The 24,208-nt window shown below is 69.6% G+C and carries 24 protein-coding genes and 1 tRNA gene; 22 read left to right on the top strand and 3 right to left on the bottom strand.

Translation table 11 applies throughout. The features are described 5' to 3' along the window. Window position 1: 1 nt before the first annotated feature. The 13 genes from tilS (at window position 2) to WEF05_02060 (ending at window position 11,742) form a co-directional block, all read left to right on the top strand. Window positions 2–1,057, top strand: a complete 1,056-nt coding sequence (tilS, locus tag WEF05_02120) for a tRNA lysidine(34) synthetase TilS (protein ID MEX1100697.1) — start codon at window positions 2–4, stop codon at window positions 1,055–1,057. Then, complete coding sequence (gene hpt, locus WEF05_02115) at window positions 1,038–1,667, top strand: hypoxanthine phosphoribosyltransferase (GenBank protein ID MEX1100696.1); 630 nt, start codon at window positions 1,038–1,040, stop codon at window positions 1,665–1,667. The genes tilS and hpt overlap by 20 nt, the downstream gene beginning before the upstream one ends. Before the next feature lie 215 nt (window positions 1,668–1,882). Next, window positions 1,883–3,766 (top strand): ATP-dependent zinc metalloprotease FtsH, encoded by a 1,884-nt coding sequence (gene ftsH, locus WEF05_02110; GenBank protein ID MEX1100695.1) that lies wholly within the window; start codon window positions 1,883–1,885, stop codon window positions 3,764–3,766. Between the two features lie 61 nt (window positions 3,767–3,827). Next, a complete protein-coding gene (gene folE, locus WEF05_02105) occupies window positions 3,828–4,436 on the top strand; it encodes a GTP cyclohydrolase I FolE (GenBank protein MEX1100694.1) in 609 nt (202 codons plus the stop codon). 17 nt (window positions 4,437–4,453) lie between these two features. Beyond that, a complete protein-coding gene (locus tag WEF05_02100) occupies window positions 4,454–5,041 on the top strand; it encodes a histidine phosphatase family protein (protein MEX1100693.1) in 588 nt (195 codons plus the stop codon). A gap of 56 nt (window positions 5,042–5,097) precedes the next feature. Beyond that, window positions 5,098–5,964, top strand: a complete 867-nt coding sequence (folP, locus tag WEF05_02095) for a dihydropteroate synthase (GenBank protein ID MEX1100692.1) — start codon at window positions 5,098–5,100, stop codon at window positions 5,962–5,964. A 29-nt stretch (window positions 5,965–5,993) separates the two neighbouring features. Next, window positions 5,994–6,719, top strand: a complete 726-nt coding sequence (locus tag WEF05_02090; GenBank protein ID MEX1100691.1) for an alpha/beta fold hydrolase — start codon at window positions 5,994–5,996, stop codon at window positions 6,717–6,719. Next, window positions 6,716–7,063 carry a dihydroneopterin aldolase gene (locus WEF05_02085; GenBank protein ID MEX1100690.1) on the top strand — a complete coding sequence of 116 codons (348 nt, stop codon included), beginning with the start codon at window positions 6,716–6,718 and terminating at the stop codon, window positions 7,061–7,063. Before WEF05_02090 ends, WEF05_02085 begins: the two co-directional genes overlap by 4 nt. 5 nt (window positions 7,064–7,068) lie before the next feature. Beyond that, window positions 7,069–7,593: a 2-amino-4-hydroxy-6-hydroxymethyldihydropteridine diphosphokinase gene (gene folK, locus WEF05_02080; GenBank protein ID MEX1100689.1), complete on the top strand. Its 525-nt coding sequence runs from the start codon at window positions 7,069–7,071 to the stop codon at window positions 7,591–7,593. 299 nt (window positions 7,594–7,892) lie between these two features. Then, a complete protein-coding gene (locus WEF05_02075; protein ID MEX1100688.1) occupies window positions 7,893–9,008 on the top strand; it encodes a hypothetical protein in 1,116 nt (371 codons plus the stop codon). A gap of 94 nt (window positions 9,009–9,102) precedes the next feature. Further along, on the top strand, window positions 9,103–9,957 hold the full coding sequence (locus WEF05_02070) for a Rossmann-like and DUF2520 domain-containing protein (protein MEX1100687.1): 855 nt from the start codon (window positions 9,103–9,105) through the stop codon (window positions 9,955–9,957). Further along, on the top strand, window positions 9,948–10,808 hold the full coding sequence (gene panC, locus WEF05_02065; protein ID MEX1100686.1) for a pantoate--beta-alanine ligase: 861 nt from the start codon (window positions 9,948–9,950) through the stop codon (window positions 10,806–10,808). Before WEF05_02070 ends, panC begins: the two co-directional genes overlap by 10 nt. A 151-nt stretch (window positions 10,809–10,959) precedes the next feature. Beyond that, window positions 10,960–11,742: a type III pantothenate kinase gene (locus WEF05_02060; protein MEX1100685.1), complete on the top strand. Its 783-nt coding sequence runs from the start codon at window positions 10,960–10,962 to the stop codon at window positions 11,740–11,742. Window positions 11,743–11,774: 32 nt separating this feature from the next. On the opposite strand, the gene WEF05_02055 is transcribed toward WEF05_02060, so the two are convergent. Continuing rightward, window positions 11,775–12,167, bottom strand: coding sequence for a response regulator transcription factor (locus WEF05_02055; GenBank protein MEX1100684.1), 393 nt, complete (start codon window positions 12,165–12,167; stop codon window positions 11,775–11,777). Between the two features lie 431 nt (window positions 12,168–12,598). On the opposite strand from WEF05_02055, the gene WEF05_02050 reads away from it, so the two are divergent. The 9 genes from WEF05_02050 to WEF05_02010 all read left to right on the top strand — a co-directional run bounded on the left by WEF05_02050 (window position 12,599) and on the right by WEF05_02010 (window position 21,236). Beyond that, window positions 12,599–15,085, top strand: a complete 2,487-nt coding sequence (locus tag WEF05_02050) for an ATP-dependent Clp protease ATP-binding subunit (GenBank protein MEX1100683.1) — start codon at window positions 12,599–12,601, stop codon at window positions 15,083–15,085. Window positions 15,086–15,268: 183 nt separating this feature from the next. After that, window positions 15,269–15,901 carry a peroxiredoxin-like family protein gene (locus WEF05_02045; protein ID MEX1100682.1) on the top strand — a complete coding sequence of 211 codons (633 nt, stop codon included), beginning with the start codon at window positions 15,269–15,271 and terminating at the stop codon, window positions 15,899–15,901. Window positions 15,902–15,957: 56 nt separating this feature from the next. Continuing rightward, window positions 15,958–17,331: an AAA family ATPase gene (locus WEF05_02040; GenBank protein MEX1100681.1), complete on the top strand. Its 1,374-nt coding sequence runs from the start codon at window positions 15,958–15,960 to the stop codon at window positions 17,329–17,331. Window positions 17,332–17,445: 114 nt separating this feature from the next. After that, window positions 17,446–17,955: a CarD family transcriptional regulator gene (locus tag WEF05_02035; protein ID MEX1100680.1), complete on the top strand. Its 510-nt coding sequence runs from the start codon at window positions 17,446–17,448 to the stop codon at window positions 17,953–17,955. A 94-nt stretch (window positions 17,956–18,049) separates the two neighbouring features. Then, complete coding sequence (locus tag WEF05_02030) at window positions 18,050–19,165, top strand: PIN domain-containing protein (GenBank protein ID MEX1100679.1); 1,116 nt, start codon at window positions 18,050–18,052, stop codon at window positions 19,163–19,165. Next, complete coding sequence (gene ispD, locus WEF05_02025) at window positions 19,162–19,884, top strand: 2-C-methyl-D-erythritol 4-phosphate cytidylyltransferase (GenBank protein MEX1100678.1); 723 nt, start codon at window positions 19,162–19,164, stop codon at window positions 19,882–19,884. The genes WEF05_02030 and ispD overlap by 4 nt, the downstream gene beginning before the upstream one ends. Further along, window positions 19,877–20,371, top strand: a complete 495-nt coding sequence (gene ispF / locus WEF05_02020) for a 2-C-methyl-D-erythritol 2,4-cyclodiphosphate synthase (protein ID MEX1100677.1) — start codon at window positions 19,877–19,879, stop codon at window positions 20,369–20,371. Before ispD ends, ispF begins: the two co-directional genes overlap by 8 nt. Beyond that, entirely contained in the window at window positions 20,368–21,150 is a 783-nt protein-coding gene (gene rlmB, locus WEF05_02015; protein MEX1100676.1) for a 23S rRNA (guanosine(2251)-2'-O)-methyltransferase RlmB, read from the top strand. Before ispF ends, rlmB begins: the two co-directional genes overlap by 4 nt. 12 nt (window positions 21,151–21,162) lie before the next feature. Further along, window positions 21,163–21,236, top strand: a tRNA-Thr gene (locus WEF05_02010). Between the two features lie 34 nt (window positions 21,237–21,270). Here the strand turns inward: WEF05_02010 and WEF05_02005 are convergent. Then, a complete protein-coding gene (locus WEF05_02005; GenBank protein MEX1100675.1) occupies window positions 21,271–22,875 on the bottom strand; it encodes a D-aminoacylase in 1,605 nt (534 codons plus the stop codon). Between the two features lie 7 nt (window positions 22,876–22,882). Then, window positions 22,883–24,181 carry a hypothetical protein gene (locus WEF05_02000; GenBank protein MEX1100674.1) on the bottom strand — a complete coding sequence of 433 codons (1,299 nt, stop codon included), beginning with the start codon at window positions 24,179–24,181 and terminating at the stop codon, window positions 22,883–22,885. Window positions 24,182–24,208: the final 27 nt, after the last annotated feature.

The following is a 24,208-nucleotide window of genomic DNA, read 5'->3' as shown; positions in this document are numbered from 1 at the left end:
GATGGCGCGTCGTCCCCCGGCCGTCGCTCGTGTGCTCGAGCGGGTCGCGGGCACCGTCCGTCGCGAGGATCTCTTCGAGCCCGGCGATCGGATCCTCGTCGCCGTGTCGGGAGGGCCCGATTCGGTGTGCTTGCTCGAGTCGCTCGTTCGCCTGCGCAGGTTGCTGCGGATCTCACTCGAGGTGTTCCACTACGACCATCGCCTCCGTCCGGACTCCGCCGACGACGCGTCCTACGTCCGCCGACTCGCCGCGCGCCACCGCCTCGCGTTCCATCCGTGTGCGGCGCACGACGCGCCGCCGCGCGGTGCATCGGTCGAGGAGTGGGCCCGCGATCACCGACGCTCGGCCGCCGTGGCGGTGTTGAACGAGATCGGCGGAACGGCCCTCGCCTGGGGTCACACGGTCGACGACCAGGCGGAGACGGTGCTGATGCGGATCCTCGAAGGGGGCGGGCTCGACTCGCTCACGGCGATCCGTCCCCGTTCGGGGGTGCACACACGTCCGCTCCTCGACGTCACCCGTGAGGAGGTCGAAGGGTTCTGCCGGGCACTGCGGATGCGTCCGCGCCGTGATCCGACGAATCGGTCCACCCGGTACCTGCGGAACGCGCTGCGGCTCGAGGTCCTTCCGGCGATCGAGGAGGCGACGGGCAGACAGGTGCGCCGGCCTCTCGCACGCAGCGCTGCGCTGCTCGCGCGCGACAGCGACGAGCTTCGCGCACAGGCGGAGACGGCGGCACGCCGCCTGCTCGGCCGCCGGTCGCTCGACCGGCTCTCGCATCTCGACGAGGTCCGCATCGCCGCCGGACCCTTGCGGACGCTCTCGCCGGCGATCGGCACGCGCGCGATCTCGGTCGTGCTTCGCGCCGCGGGCTGCACGCGGGTCACGAATGAGGACCTCGAGTCCGTGCTCGACCTGGCCGCGGGGCGACCCGGGCGTTCGCGGGACCTGTCGGGGGGTTTGTTGGCGAGGCGGGTTGGCTCGTACATTGTCCTGGTACGGACTTCCCCCCAGACCGCCCCCGGAGGAACGGGATATGGACCGTCCGACCACTGACCGCACGAGCGCACGGACCGGCACCGAGCACGATTCGCTCGCCCGGCTCGAGGGCCACGTCGAGGCGTACGAGAACGACATCGACCGTGTGCTGATCACCGAGGACGAGATCCAGTCCTCGGTCCGGCGTCTCGGCGACGAGATCACCGAGGACTATCGGGGCCGCAGCCCGCTGTTGATCGGGGTCCTCAAGGGTGCGTTCGTGATGATGGCCGATCTGTCGCGCCATATCCGGCTGCCGGTCGAGTTCGACTTCATGGCGGTCGCCTCGTACGGGGCGGCAACGAAGACGTCGGGTGTCGTTCGGATCCTCAAGGACCTCGACCACGACATCGAGGGACGCGACGTCCTGCTCGTCGAGGACATCGTCGATTCCGGCCTCACACTGAACTACCTGCTGAAGAACCTCCGCGGTCGTCGGCCGGCGAGCCTCGAGGTCTGCGCGCTGTTGAAGAAGGAAGGCATCCAGCAGGTACCCCTCGACATCCGCTACACGGGCTTCGAGATCCCCCCCGAGTTCGTCGTCGGCTACGGTCTCGACTTCGGCGAGCGCTTCCGCAACCTCCCCTACATCGCAACCCTCAAGCCGGACGCGTACCTCGACAGCTGACCGGTCGTTCCTCAGTGAACGCGCTGGTGGGCCGATACCTCTAGGGGTCGTCCAGAGACCCCCGTGCTACCATCGCGGAGGGCTCCGGAACGCGTCGCTCGCGTCCGGGCCCCGAAGCATCTCCGCAGGTCACACGCGACGACGCGCGAAAGGAGCATCCGACGGCCGCCCAACCTCCTGAGTCCCCGTTCCGGAGGGCGTTCCGCAGTCCTGCTCTGTGGTTGCTCCTGTTGTTCGGCGCGATCCTGTTCTTCATGCCGCTGCTGAGCGATCAGCAGAGCGACGCCCCGCTCACCGTGACGGCGTTCCAGACTCGCGTTGCCGACGGGGAGGTCAAGACCGCGGAGTTCCTCGAGGGCCAGCAGGTGATCACGGGCGAGTTCAGCGACGGTGAGACCTACGAGGTGACCTATCCCCTCGAGGTCCAGGACGAGCTGTTCCAGGAACTCGACGAAGCCGGGGTCGATGTGTCCGCCGACGCGCAGCAGCCGAACGGGCTGCTCACCTTCTTCCTGCAGTTCATCCTCCCGATCGTACTGATCGGCGCCGTGCTGATCTACGTGATGAACCGCTCGCAAGGGGGCGGAAACCGGGTGATGAGCTTCGGGAAGTCGAAGGCGAAGGTCGTCACGAAGGACCAGCCGAAGACCAGCTTCTCCGACGTCGCCGGCGTCGATGAGGCGATCGAGGAGCTCGAAGAGGTCAAGGAGTACCTGCAGAACCCCGCGAAGTTCCAGTCGATGGGGGCGAAGATCCCGCGTGGTGTGCTGCTGTTCGGACCTCCGGGAACCGGTAAGACGCTGCTTGCTCGCGCCGTGGCCGGCGAGGCGGGCGTTCCCTTCTACTCGATCTCGGGGTCGGACTTCGTCGAGATGTTCGTCGGCGTCGGCGCCGCCCGCGTCCGGGACCTGTTCGAGCAGGCGAAGACGAACTCGCCGGCGATCGTGTTCATCGACGAGATCGACGCCGTCGGCCGCCACCGTGGCGCCGGGCTGGGCGGCGGCCACGACGAGCGCGAGCAGACGTTGAACCAGTTGCTCGTCGAGATGGACGGGTTCGACCAGCGCACCGCGGTGATCCTCATGGCCGCGACGAACCGCCCCGACATCCTCGATCCGGCGCTCTTGCGTCCGGGTCGCTTCGACCGCCACATCGTGATCGATCGTCCCGACATCGAGGGGCGCAAGGGGATCCTCGCGGTCCACGCACGCGGCAAGCCGATCGACCCGGGCCTCGACCTGGACGTGGTCGCGCGTCGCACGCCGGGGTTCACCGGCGCCGACCTCGCGAACGTGATCAACGAGGCCGCACTGCTGGCCGCGCGACGCAACAAGAAGACGATCACCAACGACGAGGTCGACGAGGCGATCGACCGCGTGATGGCGGGACCCGAGAAGAAGACCCGCGTGATGAGCGAGCACGAGAAGAAGGTGATCGCCTATCACGAGCTGGGTCACGCGGTCGTCGCGCACGCGCTCCCGAACACCGACGAGGTGCACAAGATCTCGGTGATCCCGCGCGGGCGCGCGCTCGGGTACACGCTCACGCTCCCCGAACAGGACAAGTTCCTGATGACGCGCGAGGAACTGACCGACGAGCTCACGATGCTCCTCGGAGGCCGCGTGTCCGAGGAGCTGATGATCTCCGACATCACGACCGGTGCCGCGAACGACATCGAGCGCGCGACGAAGATGGCACGGCAGATGGTCACCGAGTACGGGATGTCCGACACGCTCGGACCGCTCACGCTCGGCCAGAAGACCGGCGAGGTGTTCCTCGGCCGCGACTTCTCCAGTCATCCGGATTACTCCGAGCAGGTCGCCTTCGAGATCGACAACGAGGTCCGGCGCCTGATCGACGAGGCGCACGACGTCGCGCTCGAGATCCTCACGACCCACAAGGAGGAGATCCAGGGCTGGGCCGAGTTCCTGATGGAGAAGGAGACCGTCAACAAGGAACAGGTCGAGGAATTGTTCAAGAACGTGGCGAAGCGTCCGCCGCGCGAACCCGACGTTCGTTCCGCCGGCCTCGCGGTCTCCCGCTCGGCGGTGCGCAAGCAGGGTCTGAAGTACAGCGGTCCCGAGGGCCTGCGCGGCTGAGTCTCGGCCCCGCCGCCCCTCCGATGGAAGGCGTACGGGGTTCGCTCTGTAGGATGCCCGCATGGATCACGACCTCTTCGATCGCCTCTACGGTCCTCCCGCGGGGTTCGACCGCGAGAAGATCGAGCGCGGCGTTCGCCTGGTGCTCGAGGGCATCGGTGAGGACCCCGATCGCGGCGGTTTGAAGGACACACCCGCCCGGGTCGCGCGGATGTACGAGGAGATCGCCGCCGGAGTGGGGAAGGACGCCGCCGAGGTCGTCACGGTCGTGGAGGGCGCCGACCACGACGAGATGATCATGGTCCGCGACATCCCGCTGTACTCGGTGTGCGAACACCACCTGATCCCGTTCACCGGCAGAGCGCACGTCGCCTACATCCCGGACAAGGATCAACGCATCACCGGCCTGTCGAAGATCGCGCGCCTGGTCGATCTGCTCGCGAAGAAGCCTCAGGTCCAGGAACGGCTGACGACCCAGATCGCCGAGGCGCTCGAGCATGCGCTGAGTCCGCGCGGCGTCTTCGTCGTGATCGAGGCGGAGCACCTGTGCATGACGATGCGCGGCATCAAGAAGCCGGGGTCGATGACGATCACCTCCGCGGTGCGCGGGCTGTTCCGCAACGACGCCCGTACCCGCCAGGAGGCGATGAGCCACATCGGCATGCGCTAGGCGAGCGGAGGGCAGAGGTGCTCGAGCGCGCGATCCTCGCCCGGCACGCGGAGTCCGAGTCGAACGCCGCGAACGTCCTCAACGGCGATCCGAAGCTCCGCGTTCCTCTGACCGAGCGCGGCCGGGACCAAGCGCGTGAGCTCCGTGCGGTGATCGACGGTGAGGACATCCGTGCCGTGATCACGAGCGAGTTCCCGCGTGCGATCGAGACCGCGGACCTCGCGGTCGGGCACCGGAACCTGCCGACCGTGGTGGTTGCCGAGCTGAACGATCCTCGCGGCGGCGCGTGGGAGGGCATGGATCTCGACGAGTACCTCGCCTGGGCCGCGGCGTCTGATCCCGCCGACGCGCCGCCGGACGGGGAGAGTCTGCGCGAGGTCTTGGCGCGCGTCGCCACGGCCCTTCGCGTCATCCTCGCGCGCACCGAACAGGCGGTGCTCGTGATCGGCCACGGGCTGCCGATCAGCACCGTGCTCGCCGCGGCGGAAGCGGACCTGGACGAGCGGTCCGTGTACCCACCCGTCCCGAACGCGGAACCCTTCGTCCTGACCCGGCGGCAGCTCGAGATCGCAGCGGGGCGCATCGAGCGTGCGGTCGACCCCTAGCGACGACGGTACGCGCCGCCTCGCCCGTCGTCGCGGACCCGGGCTAGCATGATGAGATGGGTTCCCTGCGATGGCGGTGCGGCGAGCATGTCCTGGGGCTCGGCGAACGGACGCTCGTGATGGGCATCCTCAACGTGACGCCCGATTCGTTCTCCGACGGCGGTCGATTCCTCGACGCGGAGCCGGCGGTCGAGCACGCGGTGCGACTCGCTCGCGAGGGCGCGGACATCGTCGACGTCGGAGGGGAGTCGACCCGTCCCGGCGCCGACGAGGTTCCGGTCGACGAGGAGCTGCGCCGGGTGGTCCCGGTGATCGAACGCCTCGTCGGTGAGCTCCCGGAGCTCGTCGTCTCCGTCGACACGCGCAAGGCCGAGGTCGCCCGGGCCGCCATCTCCGCGGGCGCATCGATCGTGAACGATGTCGCCGCAGGACGCGACCCGGCGATGCTGTCGAGCGTGGCCGGTTCGGACGCCGGCTACGTCGCGATGCACATGCTCGGGGAGCCGGGCACGATGCAGCGTGACCCCCACTACGACGACATCGTGGAACAGGTGCGCGGGTTCCTCGCCAACCGCGTCGCCGACGCGGAGACCGCGGGGATCGACCGTGAACGAGTCTGCGTCGACCCGGGGATCGGGTTCGGCAAGACGCTCGAGCACAACCTGGTCCTGATGCGCGACCTCGATCGGATCGTGGATCTCGGCCTGCCGGTGCTGGTCGGAGCCTCGCGGAAGCGGTTTATCGGGATGCTCACGGGCGTCGAGGATCCGAGCGACCGGCTCGAGGGAACGGCGGCGGCCGTCGCCTGGGCCGTCGGCGCCGGTGCGCACATCGTGCGCGTGCACGACGTCGGCCGGATCGTTCGCGTCGTGCGCGTCGTCGACGCGATCCGAGCGGGAACGGCTCCGCAGGAGGGATCGTGACCGAACCACGCCCAGGGGAGGCCCGGTCCGTGGACGATCCCACGAGCTCCGTCCTGGCGCTCCGAACGACGCCGACGGCCGCCGGCCCGATCCGCCATGTGGACGCCGGTGACGACGCGGCGATCGTGTTGCTCCACGGCGAGGATGCGTCGCCCGACTACTGGCGCGACTACGTCCCCACGTTCGCTCAGGCGTTCCGCGTGCTCGCCCCCGAGCTGCCGGACGACGTCGGCGCAGCCGAACGGTTCGAACGGGTCTCAGCCCTCCTCGACGCGCTCGGGTCGGATCGCGTAGCGCTGGTCGGCCATGGGGTGGGAGGTGCCACCGCTCTCGAGCTCGCTGCGAGGCTCCCACGGGTCGGCGCCCTCGTGCTCGTCGATGCGATCCTCACCGGTACCGAGCAGGCGGACGTCGCGAGCCTCGGGGCACGCGAGGACGTGCATGCCCTCCTCGTCTGGGGAGAGGACGACGACCGATCGCCCGTCGCCGATGCGGAACGGCTCGCCGATGCCTTGCCGATGTCCGCGCTCGCGACGATCCCCGGGGCCGGTCACGACATGCCGCTCGAGGAGCCCGCGACGCTCGTACCTCTGCTGTTCGAATGGCTCCGGTTCCGTTACCTCGGACGGTCGCATCGTCACGAGCAGGAGGGACCGGTGCTGGTCACCCTCGGACGGCGTCCGACGATGACCGAGGAAGGGATCGACGACCTGATCGACGATGCACAGGGATCGGTCGAGGAGGACGGCGGATGAGCACGACCCGTCTGTTCCTGTCCGGCATCACGACCGAGGGAAGACACGGGGCGAACCCGGGGGAGAAGGACGCCCCGCAGCGGTTCGTGGTCGATCTGGATCTCGAGGTCGAGGTGAGCGGAGACGACATCGAGGCGACGGCCGACTACCGGGGGACGATCGAGACCGTGCGCGAGATCGTCGCCGACCGGTCGTTCGATCTGATCGAGTCGCTCGCGACCGAGATCGCGAAGGTGATCGTGGCCGAACGCGATGTGCTCCGCGCGACGGCCGTGGTCCACAAACCGGGCGCGGCGCTCGAGCTCGGGATCGACGGGGTCGCCGCCGCCGCGACCGCCGAGTGAGTGCGGTGGCGGCGGGGCCGCCCTCCGGCGTGGACGCCTTCCTCGGACTCGGCGCGAATCTCGGAGACCGGCTCGCGACGCTCCAGGCGGCTGCCGACCGGATCGGAGCCACCGACGGCATCGAGCTGCTCGGCTCGTCCCGCGTGTACGAGACCGTCCCCGTCGGTGGACCCGAGCAACCCGACTACCTGAACGCCGTCGTGCGGGTCCGGACGAGCCTGGAGCCGCACACGCTCTTGGATGCGCTGCACGGGATCGAGGCGGCGCTCGGACGCGAACGGACCGTCCGGTGGGGGCCGCGGACGATCGACATCGACATCCTGACGTACGGTGATGCTGCGATCGACGATCCGGATCTGGAGGTTCCCCACCCCAGGATGCATGAGCGCGCGTTCGTCCTCGTTCCTCTGCTCGAGCTGATCGCCGATCCGCGATTGCCCGGAGGTCGTCGGGTGCGCGACCTCCGTGGAGTGTCTCCAGACGTGCCCGAGGTTCGTCCGGTGGCTCCCCCCCTCGTGGTGCGGCGATGAACCGATCGGCCGTGTGCCTGCGTTGCGACTGGCGCGGCGCCGGCGTCGAGGCACAAGAGCCCTGCCCGTCGTGCGGGGTTCCCGTCTTCCTCGAGTCCGGGGAGCAACCCCAACCCTCCGACCGGTCCGAACCCACGGCGACTGACCGGTCCGAACCCTCACCGCGCGACCGGACGCGCGGGGAACCGGCGCCACCGGCGACCGAACCCGATCCCGGCGCGGTGGGGCGGTCGGACCCGAGCGCCGCCCACGCCGTCGCCGCCCCCACGCCGGTCCCCCTGCGGCGAACGTTGCGTCACGTGCTCGTTCCGGCGACCGTGTTGCTCGTCGCGGGCGCGTTCCTGGCCTCGACGCTTCGGCCCGCCGGCCGGACCGACGGCGCGGCGGTGCCCTCCGGCGGGGGTCCCGGAGTTCTGCTGTATTCCTCCGACGACGATCCTGATCGAACGGGCATCTACCGACTCGATCTGGAGAGCGGTTCCGTGACCGCCGGCCAGCCCCTGCCCGGTGTCTATGAGTTGGTACGGATCGCCGACGGGCTCGGGTCGATCGGCGTCACGCGGCTCGTGCCCGACGGCACCCGGCAGGCGTTCACGTTGTCGGCGATCTCGGCGAACGCGCGCGTGTTCCCGATCGCGATCGGCGACATGATCTCGTGGGGTCCGCGCGGCTTGTCGGTCGTCTCGGTCGACGCGGGATCCGATCGGCGGTGTCGATCCGATGTCTCCGTCGAGGTGGTCGAGCTCGCCGGCGCACCGGCTCGGTCCACGGTCTTCCGGACCGACCGGCTCTGCGGCGACATCCTCGCCGCGGGACGCGACCTCGATCGCACCTATCTGTCGATCGCCCGCGGCGAGGTCGTCCGAACCTCGTGGACCAGTCCCGCGCGGGTGTTGCACCGGGAGGTTCCCCATCGCGTGATCGGATCGGTCTCCCCCACGGGCGACATGATCGTGACCCCCGTTCGGTTCCTCTCGTCGGGGTACGTTCCGGGCCGCAACCCCGATCCGGGTCCGATCGCCCAGCTCGCCGGCGGCAGCGAGCTCGCGTGGCGCGGCCGGGGAGACCCCGCACCGATCGTCGACGACCGGGACGGCACGCCGCTCCAGGTGCAGCGCACGCTCGCCTGGACGCCGGACGGTTCCCATGCGCTGACCGTCGCCGGGCCCCTCGAAGGAGAGGCCTCGATCTACGAGGTGCCCGGCGGCGTGGGAGAGGGCGCGCGCGAGGCGCACCTGATGTGGCGCGTCGAGGGACCGATCGGCGGGGCCACGTACGCGGACGACGGTTCGATCTACCTCGTGATGGAACGGCAGATGATCCGGATCGAGGACGGCGAGCTCTCCCGCGTGGAGATCCCCGAGGACGCGCCGCTGCCCACGGGGGCGGTCCTGTGGCTGCCCTCGCCGTCGTGACCGCTCTGCTCCGGTGGGTGCCCGGTATCCGACGGTCGGTGCTCCCCAACGCCCGGCCCCGGGGGAGCGCCCCCGTGCTTGGCATACTCGACGCATGGAGGTCGCGGTCGTCGGGGCAGGCCGGGTCGGCACGGCGCTCGCCGTGCTCCTGGGCCGGGCGGGGCATCGGATCGTCGGCGTGTCGGGCCGCGAGGCGACGCGCGCACGTGCGGCCGAGCATCTTCCCGGGATCCCCGTCGGAACCGACGCCGAGGTGGTCGCGGGTGCCGATCTCGTCCTGATCGCCCTCCCCGACGACAGGGTCGAAGCGACATGCGAGTCGATCGCGGCGACCGGTGCCTTCTCACGAGAGCAGATCGTCGCGCACTGTTCCGGGGCGCTCGGACTCGATGTGCTCCGGGCGGCCCGAGCGCGGACGATGTCGCTGCATCCGCTGCAGACCTTCCCGGACGTCGGATCCGCGCTGGGTTCGCTGCCGGGCGCCCCGATCGCCGTCACCGCCGCCGACGAGGAGACCGCCGCGGTCGGCGAGGACCTCGTGCGCGCGCTCGGGGCGGTGCCCGTGCGTGTGGACGAGGACCGCAAGGCGCTGTATCACGCGGCCGCCGTGTTCGCCTCGAACTACCTCGTGACGATCACGGCCCTCGCCGAGGACCTGTTCGTCCGAGCCGGTCTCGAGGACGCCCTGGAGCGGTTCTTGCCGTTGAGCCGGGCGACCCTCGATAACGTCGCGCAGCTCGGCCCCGCGTCGGCCCTCACCGGCCCGGCCGTCCGTGGGGACGCCGGAACGGTTCGGCGCAACCTCGAGGCGCTCGCAGCCGCCGCCCCGGATGCCGTGCCCGCGTACGTCGCGCTGGCTCGGGTCGCGCTCGACCTGGGCGCACGGTCGGGGCGGCTCGCACCGGACGAGCGGCTCGGGGTCGAGGAGGTGCTCGAACCGTGGAGGTGATCCGCACGGTCGCCGAGCTCCGGACCGCCTGCGATCGGGTTAGGCGAGCGAAGGAGCCGATCGGGTTCGTTCCCACGATGGGAGGGCTGCACGAGGGTCACGCGTCGCTGCTTCGCCGCGCCCGTGACGAGGCGGCCGTCGTCGTGATGAGCCTGTTCGTGAACCCCCTGCAGTTCGACGATGCGTCCGACCTCGAGCGCTACCCGCGCGACGAGCGCCACGACCTGCGGGCCGCCGAACGTGAGGGGGTCGACTTCGTGTTCGTCCCGCCGGTGGAGGAGCTGTTCCCCGGCGGCGAGCCCGAGGTCACGGTCGACCCGGGACCTCTCGGCGAGCGCTTCGAGGGCGCCGCGCGTCCGGGACACTTCCGCGGCGTCGCGACGGTGGTCGTCGTGCTCCTCGACATCGTCGGCGCATGCACCGTCTACTTCGGGGAGAAGGACGTTCAGCAGCTCGCGATCGTCCGCCGTGTCGTGCGCGATCTCCTGCTGCCCGCGTCGATCGTCGGGTGTCCAACCGTTCGCGAACACGACGGTTTGGCCCGCAGCTCGCGCAACGCGCTGCTCGACCCCGAGCAGCGAGATGCTGCCGGGTGTCTGTTCCTCGGGCTCTCGGAAGCCGCCGAGCTGGCGCGGTCGGGAGAGACCGACGCGGCCGTGCTCGTCGCGGTGATCGCTCGCGAGGTGGGCGCCACGTCGGCGGTCCGGCTCGATCAAGCCGTGATCGTCGACGAGGAGACCTTCGAGCAGGTCCGTACGCTCGAACCCGATCGCGCTCACCGCGCGCTCGTGGCGGCGCAGGTGGGCGAGGTCCGTCTGATCGACAATCTCCTGCTGCCGTCGCCTGCCTGAGCCGTTCCGCTCGCGGGGGCCCCGGGAGAGGAGGTTGTCGCCGAGTGCTCCGGTCCGCCAGGATGAACCTCGTCCCGCGGTCGACCGCCGCGCAATTCGTTCGGTCGAACCGCCAATGGATCGGGACCCGGACGAAGGGCCTGAAACCGCGATGCTGCTCGCCGTCGACGTCGGCAACACCGAGCTCTCGCTGGGCGTGTTCCGCGCCGAAGAGCTCGCGTTCACGTGGCGCTTGTCCACGCGGGCCGACCGGACGGCCGACGAGCTGGCGGTGCTGTTCGGAGGGATGCTCGCGCAGCGCGACCTCGCGTTCGACAGTCAGATCACCGCGGTCGTGATGGCTTCGGTCGTGCCGACCGTCACCCAGGCGATCCGGGAGATGACCCGGCGCTACTTCGGGTTCGGACCGATCGTGGTCGGACCGGGAACCAAGACGGGCATCCCGATCAAGACCGACAATCCCCGCGAGGTCGGCGCGGATCGGGTTGTGAACGCGCTCGCCGCCGTCGAGCGCTACGGTGCTCCGTGCATCGTCGTCGACTTCGGAACCGCGACCACATACGACGCGATCTCCGTCAAGGGCGAGTACGTGGGCGGCGCGATCGCGCCGGGGATCCAGGCGAGCGGCGCGAGCCTGTTCCACGCGACCGCCCGGCTCACGCAGGTCGAGCTCGTGGCACCGAAGAGCGCGATCGGCAAGAACACCGTGGAGAGCCTGCAGTCAGGGCTGCTCTACGGCACCGCCGCCGAAGTGGACGGGATGGTGGCCCGGGTCCGTGACGAGCTGGACCGAGATGCCACGACGATCGCGACCGGCGGGTTCGCGGATCTCGTCGTCCCGCATTGCGCGAGCATCGACGAACACGACCCGTGGCTCACCCTCGAGGGTCTGCGTCTGATCTTCGACCGGAACGTCGTCGAGCCCGATGCCTGAGGAGGTGCCGCTCGATCCCAGCGCGTCGCCCGCTATCCCACGCGCTGCGGCTGGCGCCCTTCCTCGGCCGCGTTCTTCAGGACGACGACGAGCTCGTCGAGACCGATCCCCTTCGCGAGGAAGCCGGACGCCCCCGCCTCGCGCGCTTCCTTCTCGACCCCCGGATCGGCGTGCGCCGTGAGGATCACGACGGGAACGTCGGGTCGGGACTCGTGGATCACCTTCATCGCTTCGATCCCGGACAGGTCCGGCATCGACAGGTCCATCAAGACGACATCGGGCACGACGATCGCGGCTTCTTCGCAGGCGGCGACGCCACCCCCCGCTTCACCGGCAACCTCGAACCCATCGACCATGCGCAAGGCAGAGGTAAGAGCTCTGCGGAACGCGGGATGGTCGTCGACGATCAGTACGCGCACAGGCATCTTCTCCTATCAAGGGAAGCACAAACAGGAGGGGAAGGTAAGGGGGGAAGTGGGTGGTGCTCGTGCCATTCTCGTGGACGCCGTGCGTCCCGGGCAACGGGCCGCACGGGGGAACTTCGGATGGCCCGGTTGGGGGAGTCCGCGATGCGTACCGGCCGATCGAAGACTGACCCGGAGAAGTTCCCCGAAACACTCACCCGGCCCCGGAGTTCTTCCGAATACCAGGGTGACGGACCGGATAGGGATCGAGCACGAGGAGGTGCTTCAGGGGGTAGCAGAGGCCGGGGGTATACTGACCGGGCGGACGGCGGCGGCGGTACGTCCGGACCCCGCGCCCCTCCGGACACGACGACAAACCTCGAGGGTAGGACGCAGATCCGACGATCCTCGCAGGTGAGCGACCGGGTCATCGCGCCCGAGAAGGACCGCATATGTTCGAGCGATTCACCGACCGAGCCCGAAGGGTCGTCGTCCTCGCCCAAGAAGAGGCGAGGATGCTCAACCACAACTACATCGGCACCGAGCACATCCTGCTCGGGCTGATCCACGAGGGCGAAGGCGTGGCCGCCAAGGCTCTCGAGTCGTTGAACATCTCGCTCGAGGCGGTGCGCCAGCAGGTCGAGGAGATCATCGGCCAGGGGCAGGCCGCTCCCACCGGACACATCCCCTTCACGCCCCGCGCGAAGAAGGTCCTCGAGCTGTCGCTGCGCGAAGCGCTGCAGCTCGGCCACAACTACATCGGCACCGAGCACATCCTGCTCGGGTTGATCCGCGAGGGCGAGGGCGTCGCGGCCCAGGTGCTGCAGAAGCTCGGGGCCGACCTCAACCGCGTCCGTCAGACCGTGATCCAGCTGCTATCGGGCTACACCGGCGGCAAGGAGACGGCGGGCGGCCCTCAGGAGGGCCAGAGCGGCCAGGGCTCGATGGTGCTCGACCAGTTCGGTCGCAACCTCACGCAGCACGCGCGCGACGCGAAGCTCGACCCGGTGATCGGCCGCGCGAAGGAGATCGAGCGGGTGATGCAGGTCCTGTCGCGGCGCACCAAGAACAATCCCGTGCTGATCGGCGAGCCCGGCGTCGGCAAGACGGCCGTCGTCGAGGGGCTCGCGCAGAACATCGTCTCCGGAGAGGTCCCCGAGACGCTCAAGGGCAAGCAGATCTACACCCTCGACCTCGGCGCGCTCGTCGCCGGCTCCCGCTACCGCGGCGACTTCGAGGAACGCCTGAAGAAGGTGCTCAAGGAGATCAAGACCCGCGGCGACATCGTGCTGTTCATCGACGAGCTCCACACCCTCGTCGGCGCCGGCGCGGCCGAGGGTGCGATCGACGCGGCCAGCATCCTCAAGCCGATGCTGGCGCGCGGCGAACTGCAGACGATCGGCGCCACCACGCGCGACGAGTACCGCAAGCACCTCGAGAAGGACGCCGCCCTCGAGCGTCGGTTCCAGCCGATCGACGTCGAGGAGCCGACGGTGCAGCACTCGATCGAGATCCTCAAGGGGCTGCGCGATCGCTACGAGGCTCACCACCGCGTCTCCTACACCGACGACGCGCTCGTGGCGGCGGCGAACCTCGCCGATCGCTACATCTCCGACCGGTTCTTGCCCGACAAGGCGATCGACCTGATCGACGAGGCCGGAAGCCGGATGCGGATCCGCCGGATGACGGCTCCCCCGAACGTGCGCGAGATCGACGAGAAGATCGCCGACGTTCGCCTCCAGAAGGAGTCCTCGATCGACTCGCAGGACTTCGAGGGCGCCGCGCGCCTCCGCGACGAGGAGCGCAAGCTGCTCGAGGAGCGCGCGAGCCGTGAGCAGGAGTGGAAGTCCGGCGAGATGGACGTCCTCTCCGAGATCGACGAGGAGGAGATCGCCGAGGTCCTGTCGATCTGGACCGGCATCCCCGTCTTCAAGCTGACCGAGGAGGAGACCGAGAAGCTGCTGCGCATGGAGGACGAGCTTCACAAGCGCATCGTCGACCAGGACGAGGCGATCAAAGCCGTCTCCCGCGCGATCCGTCGTACCCGTGCCGGGCTGAAGGATCCGAAGCGTCCGTCCGGCTCGTTCATCTTCCTGGGCCCGTCGGGTGTCGGGAAGACCGAGCTGTCCAAGGCGCTGGCGGAGTTCCTGTTCGGCGACGAGTCGGCGCTGATCCAGCTCGACATGTCCGAGTACATGGAGAAGCACACGGTCTCGCGCCTGATCGGTTCGCCTCCCGGCTACGTCGGCTACGAAGAGGGTGGCCAGCTCACCGAGGCCGTCCGGCGCAAGCCGTTCAGCGTCGTGCTGTTCGACGAGATCGAGAAGGCGCACCCGGACGTGTTCAACACGCTGCTGCAGATCCTCGAGGATGGTCACCTGACCGACGCGCAGGGTCACACGGTCGATTTCAAGAACACGATCATCATCATGACCTCGAACCTGGGGACCCGCGACATCCAGAAGGGTCCGGGCGTCGGCTTCGCGGCCGCAGGGAACGAGGAAGTGACCTACGACAAGATGAAGGACAAGGTGATGGACGAGCTGAAGCGCTCGTTCCGTCCCGAGTTCATCAACCGGATCGACGAGGTCATCGTCTTCCACGCCTTGTCGCAGAGCACGGTCCAGGCGATCGTCGACTTGATGATGAAGCGGGTCCGCGAACAGCTGAAGGCCAAGGATCTCGAGATCGATCTCACCGAGGCCGCGAAGGTGCTCCTGGCCGAGAAGGGCTACGACCCCGCACTGGGCGCTCGGCCGCTGCGTCGCACGATCCAGCGCATGGTCGAAGACCCGCTCTCGGAGAAGCTCTTGTGGAAGGAGTTCCGCGCCGGGCAGACGATCATCGTCGACGTCCGCGACGGCGAGATCGTCTTCGAGAACGCGAGCGTGCCCCCGGACACGCCTCCCGTCGAGCTCGCCGGCTCCTCCGAGGGGTAGACCTTCCCGCGGCTCGAGCGCGCGTTCCCCCGAGGGATCACACGAGTCCCGATCTGCCTCCCGTGGTCCGTCGGACGGGGGATCGACCACGGATCGTGGGTTAGGTCCAGTGGTCGTTCCTCGCCCCCGTGTTCATCCTCGTCCACTTCGGTCCCGAAGACTTGAGGGACGGAGGGATGCGGGATGGTGGACACGGAACGATCGGCGCAACCTGCTGCGCGGAGCGAGGCGGCCGACGGCCCGACGGCAGGGGATGCCGCGCCTGACGCGGACCTGCTCGCGCTCGGTGGTCGTCCGGTCGCGCTCGCGAGCTTCTGGGCCGACCAACCGGTCGTGCTCGTGTTCCTGCGCTACTTCGGGTGTCCGTTCTGTCAGATTCAGGTGGCGAGCCTGTGTCGCGATGAGTCGCGCGTGCGCGAGGTCGGTGGACAGGTCGTGCTCGTCGGGCACGGCAGCCCCGGGTCGGCGGAGGCGTTCAGCGCGCGCAAACGCCTCCCGTTCCCGTTGTTGATGGATCCTTGGCGTGATGCCTACCGCGCGTACGGGCTCGGCAGGGGATCGATGAACCAGGTCCTCGGTCCACGTGTGCTGCCCCAGTCGATCCGCCGTGGACTCGCCAAGGAAACTCGGCAGGGAGGGCTGCAGGGGGGCGACCTGATGCAGATGCCGGGGACGTTCGTGATCGACACCGGCGGGGTCATCCGCGGTCACGACGGCGTCGTCCGACTGGCGCACCGCAACGAGCACGTCGCCGACGCACCCTCGAACGACGCGATCGTCGACCTGCTCCGTTCGCTCTCCGCGAAGGGTTCCTGAGCCGCGCGCCGGAGCGGGGCACGAGCGTGTCGGTGCCACCTCCTACGGTGCGCTGCATGGGCAAGGTACGGACGCTGTACGCGTGCACCTCGTGCGGCCAGCAGGTCGCACAGTGGGTGGGGCGCTGCCCGGGATGTGGTGGCTGGGGCACGATCGCCGATCTCCCTCCTTCCGGCGGTCCTGGTTCCTCCCGCGTTCCGGTCGCAACCCTCTCGCTCGAGCGCGGACAGCAACCCGAGCGCGCGCCGACGGGTTTCCCCGGCTTCGACCGGGTGCTTGGCGGGGGCATCGTGCCCGGGTCCGTTGCCCTCCTCGCGGGGGAACCCGGCATCGGCAAGAGCACCCTTCTCCTCCAGCTGGTTGCGCACCTGTCGGATGCCGGGTTCTCCTGCCTGTTCGCCTCCGGCGAAGAGAGCCGCGACCAGGTGGCCTCACGCGCCGCGCGGATCGGTGTGGATGCCTCCGAGGTTTCGTTCGTCCCGGGCCGCGAGCTGCCCGAGGTGCTGCAAGCGGCCCGCGATGCCCGGCCGGCGCTGCTCGTGGTCGATTCGATCCAGTCCCTACGCGACCCGAGCGGCACCCAGCTGCCCGGTGGGCCCTCGCAGGTACGGGGCTGCACCGACACGCTCGTCGGGCTCGCCAAGGCCGAGGGCATCGCCGTGCTGATGGCCGGTCACGTCACCAAGGACGGTGACCTCGCGGGCCCTCGCACGCTCGAGCATGCCGTCGACACGGTCCTCACCTTCGACGGGGACCCTCGGTCGGGTCTCCGGATGCTCGCCGGCGGCAAGAATCGCTTCGGGCAAGAGGGCGAGGTCGCGTGGTTCGAGATGCGCGCCACGGGGCTCGACGAGATCGATCCGGCCGAGCTCCTCCGTTCCGGAACCGAACAGCCCGGGGCGGCGACGGCCCTCCCGCTCGCTGGGCGTCGCGCCCTCGCGGTCGAGGTCCAGGCCCTGGTCGCGCCCACCGAGGGAGGGTCGCGGCGACAGGCGACGGGTCTGGACGGCCGCCGCTTCCAGCTCGTCGCGGCGGTCCTCGATCGAGAGTTCCCGATCGGGTTGGGTCGGGCCGAGCTCTACGGTGCCTCGCTCGGCGGTGTCCGCATCGACGACCCGGCATGCGACCTGGCGGTCGCGGTCGCGCTGGCGTCCGCGGCGACCGGAACCGCGCCCCCCGCCGGGTCGGCGTTCGTCGGCGAGGTCGGTCTCACGGGGCAGGTCCGGCCGGCTCCCGGTCTGTCCCAGCGTCTCGCCGCGGCGCGCGCGGCCGGTTGCGCTACGGTGTATGCGGCGGGGGGTTCGGAACCCCTCGAAGGGCTCCGGGTCATCCCGGTCACTCGCCTGCTCGACGCTCTTTCCTGGGTCGGTTCCGCCGAGGACTCAGATCGGGGGAGCCGAAGGTCCATCCGCCCTTCGCACCCTGGCTGAGCTGGGACGATGGCCGTCGAACGGCCCGATTTCACTTGCGGCCGAACGGCTCCCCGTGGTACCCTTAGTTACTAGTCACCGCAACATCTCTTTCCTACCGATCTAGGGGGTCGTGTGTTCCGTAAGGGCGATACGGTCGTGCATCCGGAACACGGCGCCGCAGTCATCGAAGAGCTCCGCGAACGGGAATTCCTCGGGGAACGTCGCAAGTACTTCGTGTTGCGCGTCGCCTACGGGGACCTGACGCTGATGGTTCCGGTCGACAACACCGAAGAGGTCGGTTTGCGCCAGGTCGTCAGCAAGCGCGAGGTCAAGAAGGTCCTCGACGTGCTGAAAGAGGACGAGTCCTCGATGGCCGCCAACTGGAGCCGTCGGTTCAAGAACAACATGGAGAAGCTTCACTCCGGCGACCCCTATCAGGTCGCCGAGGTCCTGCGGAACCTCTCGATCCGGGAACGCGAGAAGGGTCTTTCCGCCGGTGAGAAGCGGATGGTCACCAAGGCCCGTCAGATCCTGATCTCCGAGCTGTCGTGCTCCACCGGCGGCACCGAGGAGGAGGCCGAGGCCATGATCGAGAAGGTCCTCGAGGAGGCCCACGGCGCGAAGGTCCCGGCCGAGGCCTAGCGGGCCGGCTTCTCCACAGGTCGTGCCAGAAGCTGACGGCGGCAGCGCCCCGCGGCCGGTTGCAGACGCCGCTCCGGCAGGAGAGGCTCCTATGGTGCGCGAGTCCCGCCGTCCCGACGACGTAGAACCGAAGGCCGATCGACCGCGCCGCCGGTCATCGGCGCCGCGCGGCAGGCTCGTCGAGGGCGTCCGTCTTATCTTCATCGCCCTGCTCGGGACCGCCGGCTACACGATCGGCACCGAGACCGCCGAGGGAAGGGCATCGTCATCCTCCCGGCTCGCGCTGTTCGTGTTCCTGGGCGCCGCCGTCGGGTACGTGGTCGGTGGAGTCCTCGGCCGTGTCACCGCGCGGGCCGTCGGGGGGATGGAGCACGAGCTCCGCCGCATGCCCGGCCACCAGCTCGCTGCCGGGACGGTCGGCATGATCCTCGGGATGATCGTCGCGGCGCTGATCACCTTCCCGCTGTTCCGCCTGCCGACGGCCGCCGCGTGGCCGGCGATCGTGTTCGCCTACCTCACGTTCGGCTCCCTCGGGTTCGGCCTCGCACGATCGAAGGCGGACGAGCTGTTCGGCGTGATCGGCCTGAAGCCCCGCGCGACCGGTGGGACCTCGGGTGAGCTGATCGTGGTCGACACGAGCGCCCTGATCGACGGACGCATCGCCGACCTCGCGAACACGGGGTTCGTCGGTGGCACGTTGTTGCTGCACGAGGGCGTGCTGACCGAACTGCAAGCGATCTCGGACTCGTCCGATCCGCGCCGCCGCACGCGTGGCCGTCGGGGCCTGGACATCCTCGCGGAGCTGCAACGTATGCCGACCGTCGAGGTGCGCCTCGTCGAGGAGGCCGGTGTGCGGGATGTCGACGCGGCGCTCGTACGCCTCGCCCGTGAGCGTGGAGCACAGTTGATCACGGTCGATGCGAACCTCTCGAAGGTCGCCGAGGCCGTCCGGGTCCCGGTGATGCACGTGAACGCGCTCGCGTCGGCGTTCCGGCTCCCGGTCTCCCCGGGCGATGCCCTCCCCCTGCATCTGGTGAAGGAGGGCAGGGAACACGATCAGGCCGTCGGCTACCTCGATGACGGCACGATGGTCGTCGTCGAGTCCGCGAAGCAACGGATCGGCGACGACGTCTCGGTCAGCGTCACGAACGTGATCCAGACCACCACCGGCAGGATGGTCTTCGCCACGCTCGCGACCTCGGAACCGTGAGCACGGCCGGCTCGGCGGTTCCCGCTGCCGCGCGCTCGGTCGTCGTCGTGCTCGCGGCCGGATCGGGCAGCCGGCTGGATGCCGAGGTGCCCAAGGCCTTCGCCGAGGTGGGCGGTCGGCCGATCGTCGAGGTGGCGGCGTCCGCTGCGGGACGCAGCGAGGCCGTCGACGCGCTCGTGGTCACCGTTCCCGCCGGGATGCAGGAACAGGCGGCGCGACTGCTCGAGGGGGTCGAAGTCCCCGTGGCGGTCGTCGCCGGTGCCGGCTCGCGGCATGGTTCGGTGGCCGCCGCACTCCGTGCGATCCCCGACGGCGCAGAGATCATCGTATGCCACGACGCGGCGCGGGTCCTCGCACCGCCGGCATCATTCACCGAGGTGATCGACGCCTTGCGGGTGAGCGGCGCCGACGGCGTGGTTCCCGGCGTGGCGATGCACGACACGATCAAGCGGGTCCGGGACGGTGTGGTCGCCGAAACCGTGCCGCGAGATGACCTCCGAGCGGCGCAGACACCGCAGGCGTTCCGGGCGCCGGCCCTCCGCTCCGCGCACGAGCGTGCGGCCGCGACGGGCGAGGTGTTCACCGACGACGCCGCCGCCGTCGAGGCGGACGGCGGGAGGGTCGTGGTGATCCCCGGCGACGAGAAGAACTTCAAGATCACGAACGCGGACGATCTCCGTCGCGCCGATGCCCTGATGTCCGGAGCGACCCGTGCCTGAACGCGCCGGAGTCCCGCGGATCGGTCTCGGTTTCGACGTGCATCCTCGGGATGCGAACCGTCCTCTGCTGCTCGGTGGAGTGCACTTCGAGGGGGAGCCGGGCGTCGCCGGTCACTCCGACGGCGACGTCGTGTGTCACGCGATCGCCGACGCGCTGCTCGGTGCCGCGGGCCTGGGGGACATCGGCACGTATTTCCCCGACACCGATGCGTCCGTCGAGGGGATCGCCGGCTCGGAGCTGCTCGGGCGAGCGACCGCCCTCGTCAGGGCCGAGGGCCTTCACCCGGTGTCCTGCGACGCGACGGTGCTGGCGGACCGCCCCGCGATCGCTCCACGACGCGGAGATCTGCGTGCGTCTCTCGCCGCCGTCTTGGGGGTCGACGCCGGCGCGGTCTCGGTGAAGGGGACGCGCCCCGAGGGGCTCGGTCTGAACGGCGACGGAGTCGCGTGCATCGCGATCGCGATGCTCCTCGCGGGACCCGGGTGAGCCTGCCGTCCGAGGGCTCGTTCGTCTCCGGAAGGCGATCGGTCGCCGAGGCGATCCGCTCCGGTCGCGCCCGCGAGCTCCTCGTGGCGGAGGGTGCGCGTGCGACGCAGGGGATGCGTGAGGTGCTCACCCAGGCCGGGGAAGCGGGCCTCGAGGTCCGCGAAGTGCCTCGGCGCCAGCTCGATGAGCGCGCGAAGGATCACCAAGGCGTCGTGGCACGGGTCGCTCCGACGCGCCGGCTCTCGGAGCGAGAGCTCGGGACCTGGCCGTTCGAACCGGACGCGGTCGTCGTAGTCCTCGACGGCGTCACCGATCCGCAGAACCTCGGCGCGGCCGCCCGATCCGCGGAAGCCGTGGGATCGGCGATGCTCATCACCAGGGTGCGGAGGGCGGCCCCCGTGACGGCGGCGGCCGTGACCGCGTCGTCGGGAGCCCTGCTGCACCTGCCGCACGCCCACGTCGCGAACATCCCGCGAGCGCTCGATCGGCTGGCCGACCGCGGCTTCTCGGTCGTCGGCCTGGACGACGCAGCCGGCTCGTCGATCTACGACGACGCGTGTCCCTCGGGACCGGTCGCCGTCGTGGTCGGGAGCGAGGGTGAGGGCATGGCGCGCCTCACCCGCGAACGCTGCGACACGCTGGTCGCGCTCCCGATGCATGGGCGGGTCACCTCGCTCAACGCGTCCGCGTCGCTGGCCGCCGTGCTGTACGCGTACGTGCTTCCTTCGCGTGTCCGGTCGCAGGCCGGAGCTGACGGCGGACGGGCACCGAGCGCGTAGACTCGACCGGACGCCGGCGTGGCGCAGTCCGGTAGCGCGAGCGACTTGTAATCGCTAGGTCGTCGGTTCGAATCCGACCGCCGGCTCGAGGTTCCGTCTATCCCTTCCCCGATGTCGCCGCTACGCGGTCGGGGATCCGCCCCGCTTGAGCGTTCGCCCGACGCGCTCGCCGTTGCCCTGCGCGGCCGACCATGCGGTGGCTCCGCCGACCATCACGAGGTCGATGCCGTCAGGGAACGCATGCGGTGCGCCGAACCCTGCACGATCGGCGACGCGGGACGGATCGAGGAGCACGAGGTCGGCGAACGAGCCCGCTGCGATCGTGCCGCGCCCCACGAGGCCGAACCGCTCGGCCGGCAGCGCGGTCATCTTGCGAACCGCCGCGGTCAGAGACAGCACCCCCTCGCGGACGTAGGGACCGAGCACCCTCGGGAACGTGCCGTAGGTCCTGGGATGCACCGGAGCGGCGCCCAGCGGTCCCGCGGGAGACATCGCGGTCGAATCGGACGCGACGAGGACGTCGTTGCGCGCGCAGATCTGCCGGACGTCCTCTTCGCGCATCGCGTGGCCGATCACGCCGGTGTCCCGATCGGCCACGAGCAACGCCGTCGCCGCATCGAACGGATCGGTTCCTCGCTCCCGAGCGATGTCGGCGATCGAACGGCCCTGCGTCGAGGCGTCACCGCTGTGCGTGGAGACGATGATGCGGTCCCATCCGACCCCGTCGATCGAGCTCTGCCACCCCGGTTCCCCTTCGGCGACGGCGTGCTCGAGACGATCCCGCTCGCTCGGATCGGCGAGCACCTCCGTGAGTGCCTCGGGAGGCGCCCAGGGGGGCAAAAGGCTCCAGAGCTCCGATTCCCAAGCCGTGTAGGGGTACTGGTCGGCCGTGGTGTCGTGTCCGTCTTCGCGCGCACGATCGAGCAGTTCGAGCAGCTCGGTCCCGCGGCCCCAGACGCCCGCTCCCTCGAGCTTGAGATGGCTGACGTGAGTGGGAACGCCCGCCCGTCGCCCGATCTCGATCGCCTCCCGGACCGAGTCGAAGAGCAGCACTCCCTCCCCTCGGATGTGACTCGCGTACACCCCGCTGTGGCGGGACGTCTCTTCGGCAAGTGCCACGATCTCGTCGGTGTTCGCGTACATCCCCGGTATGTAGACCAGGCCGGTAGACAGCCCCGCCGCACCGTCCGCCATCGCCTCACGCACCACAGATCGCATGCGCCCGAGTTCGGCGGGATCGGGCGGGCGGCGCTCGGTCCCGAGGATCTCCTGACGTACCGCGCCGTGACCTACGAGAGCGGCGACGTTGAGCGCCGGGTGGCACGCGTCGACGGCGGCGAGGTAGGCGCCGAAGCCCGGCCACGTCGCAGGTATCGATGCCGGCTCGACGCCGGTGAGAACCGCCATCTCGGGCGCGCCGGCCACGGGCCAGGGCGATGCCCCGCAGTTCCCGACGACGACGGTCGTGATCCCTTGACGCAGGGCTGAGTCCATCCACGGCTCGACGAACGGCGAGAGATCCGAATGGGTGTGCACATCGATGAACCCCGGGCACAGCGCGCGGCCCGCGGCGTCGATCCGCTCGAGGTCGGAGGGCACCGGCGCGCCTTCGGGAAGGACCGCGGCGATCCTCGTGCCTTCGACGACGACCGAACCCCGGAAGGGGGCGCCTCCAGAACCGTCGACGATCGATCCGTCGTGGATCAGGAGCCGGGTGCCTATCACCGCTCGATCACGTGCCGCCGACGAACAGACCCGACAGGATCAGCAGCAACGGGAGCAGCAGCAGGGCGCCGACGAACCCCCAGAGCCGGCGATTCGTGCCGACCACCCACCGGTCGAGGCTCAGGACCCCGTCGGCCGTCGGCTTGTAGATGAACGCGAGGATCACCAGGGTCACGATCGTGACTCCTATCGCCTGCGCGAGCACGATCTGCACCGCGACCGGATTCCCCAGGATCATCGCGGCAACGAGCGTGTCGGCGAGGGTCATGATGTTCGCGCCCATGATGTAGGGGATCGCTTCTCGACGCTTGACGATCCCCTTGCTCGCAAGCGGCACGAGAACGGTCAACGCGACGGAGACCGATAGGGTCAGGGTCGCCACGAGGCAGCCGATCAGGAACATCGGCCACGGCCGCTTGAGCCATTCGGTGCGCCGGTCTGCCCGGCGCTCAGAGCCGCTCATCTGCGGAAGCGCGCGGTCCAACAGCTTGAATGACAGCAGGAGCACCCCGAGTCCGATCGGCAACATCACCCACAGCTCGGGGTCGGCCGCCGTCGCCGAGGAACCGGGAACGAGCCCGTACAGGAACCGCTCGACGGGGCCCCACACGTAGTCGACGACGCCGAGCAGGTCCTCGGACGCGTGCCACCGGATCCCCGACAGAGCCTCGCTCGAGAGCAACCAGTAGCCGATCACGAATCCCGGCAGGTACACGATCGCCGTGAGCGAGAGCGCGAGCACTCCCATCCCGATCGATTCCCGGCGGTTGTGTCCCCGGTTGCGGAGCGCGTAGAGGAAGCCGGTGAGCAGCACGATGAACGAGGCGCCGAGCCGCGACCCCGAGAGCATCGTGAAGGTCTCCAACGGGGAGATCACGCCACCGTCGAACAACGCGAGAGACGTCGCAGCGACGGGCGAACCCGACAGCACCACGTAGGCGGAGATCCAGCCGAACCCGAGGGTGGAGGCCCCGTTCGAGAACAGGAAGCTGCCCTCGATGCCGGGCGCGACGGCTTTGGCGCCCGTCTTCATCAACTGGAGCGCGAGGATGAACAGGAACAGCGCGACCAGGAACGTGGCGAACTTCGTTGCGACCCGGACCAGGGTATTGGTGGCCCGCTTCCCGGGGCGCCGCGTCTCGCTCACCCGCCTGCGCGCCGCCTGCTCGGTCGCGGGCAGGTCCACGACGCCGTCGGCCCCGGGCGGGGCGGAGAGCGTCGTGGGGGCGTCGTCGGGGGCGTCCATCGGGTCGTCGTCGCTGGTCATGAAGGTGTTCGGGCCGAGCGCGCGGAACGGATGGCTCACCGTACCCGCCGCCCGGAGTGCCCACAA

The organism is Actinomycetota bacterium (assembly GCA_040881665.1).
GTDB lineage: Bacteria > Actinomycetota > UBA4738 > UBA4738 > HRBIN12 > JBBDWR01.
Note: the sequence above shows the minus strand (reverse complement) of the source record. Positions and strands in the feature narration are given on the sequence as shown.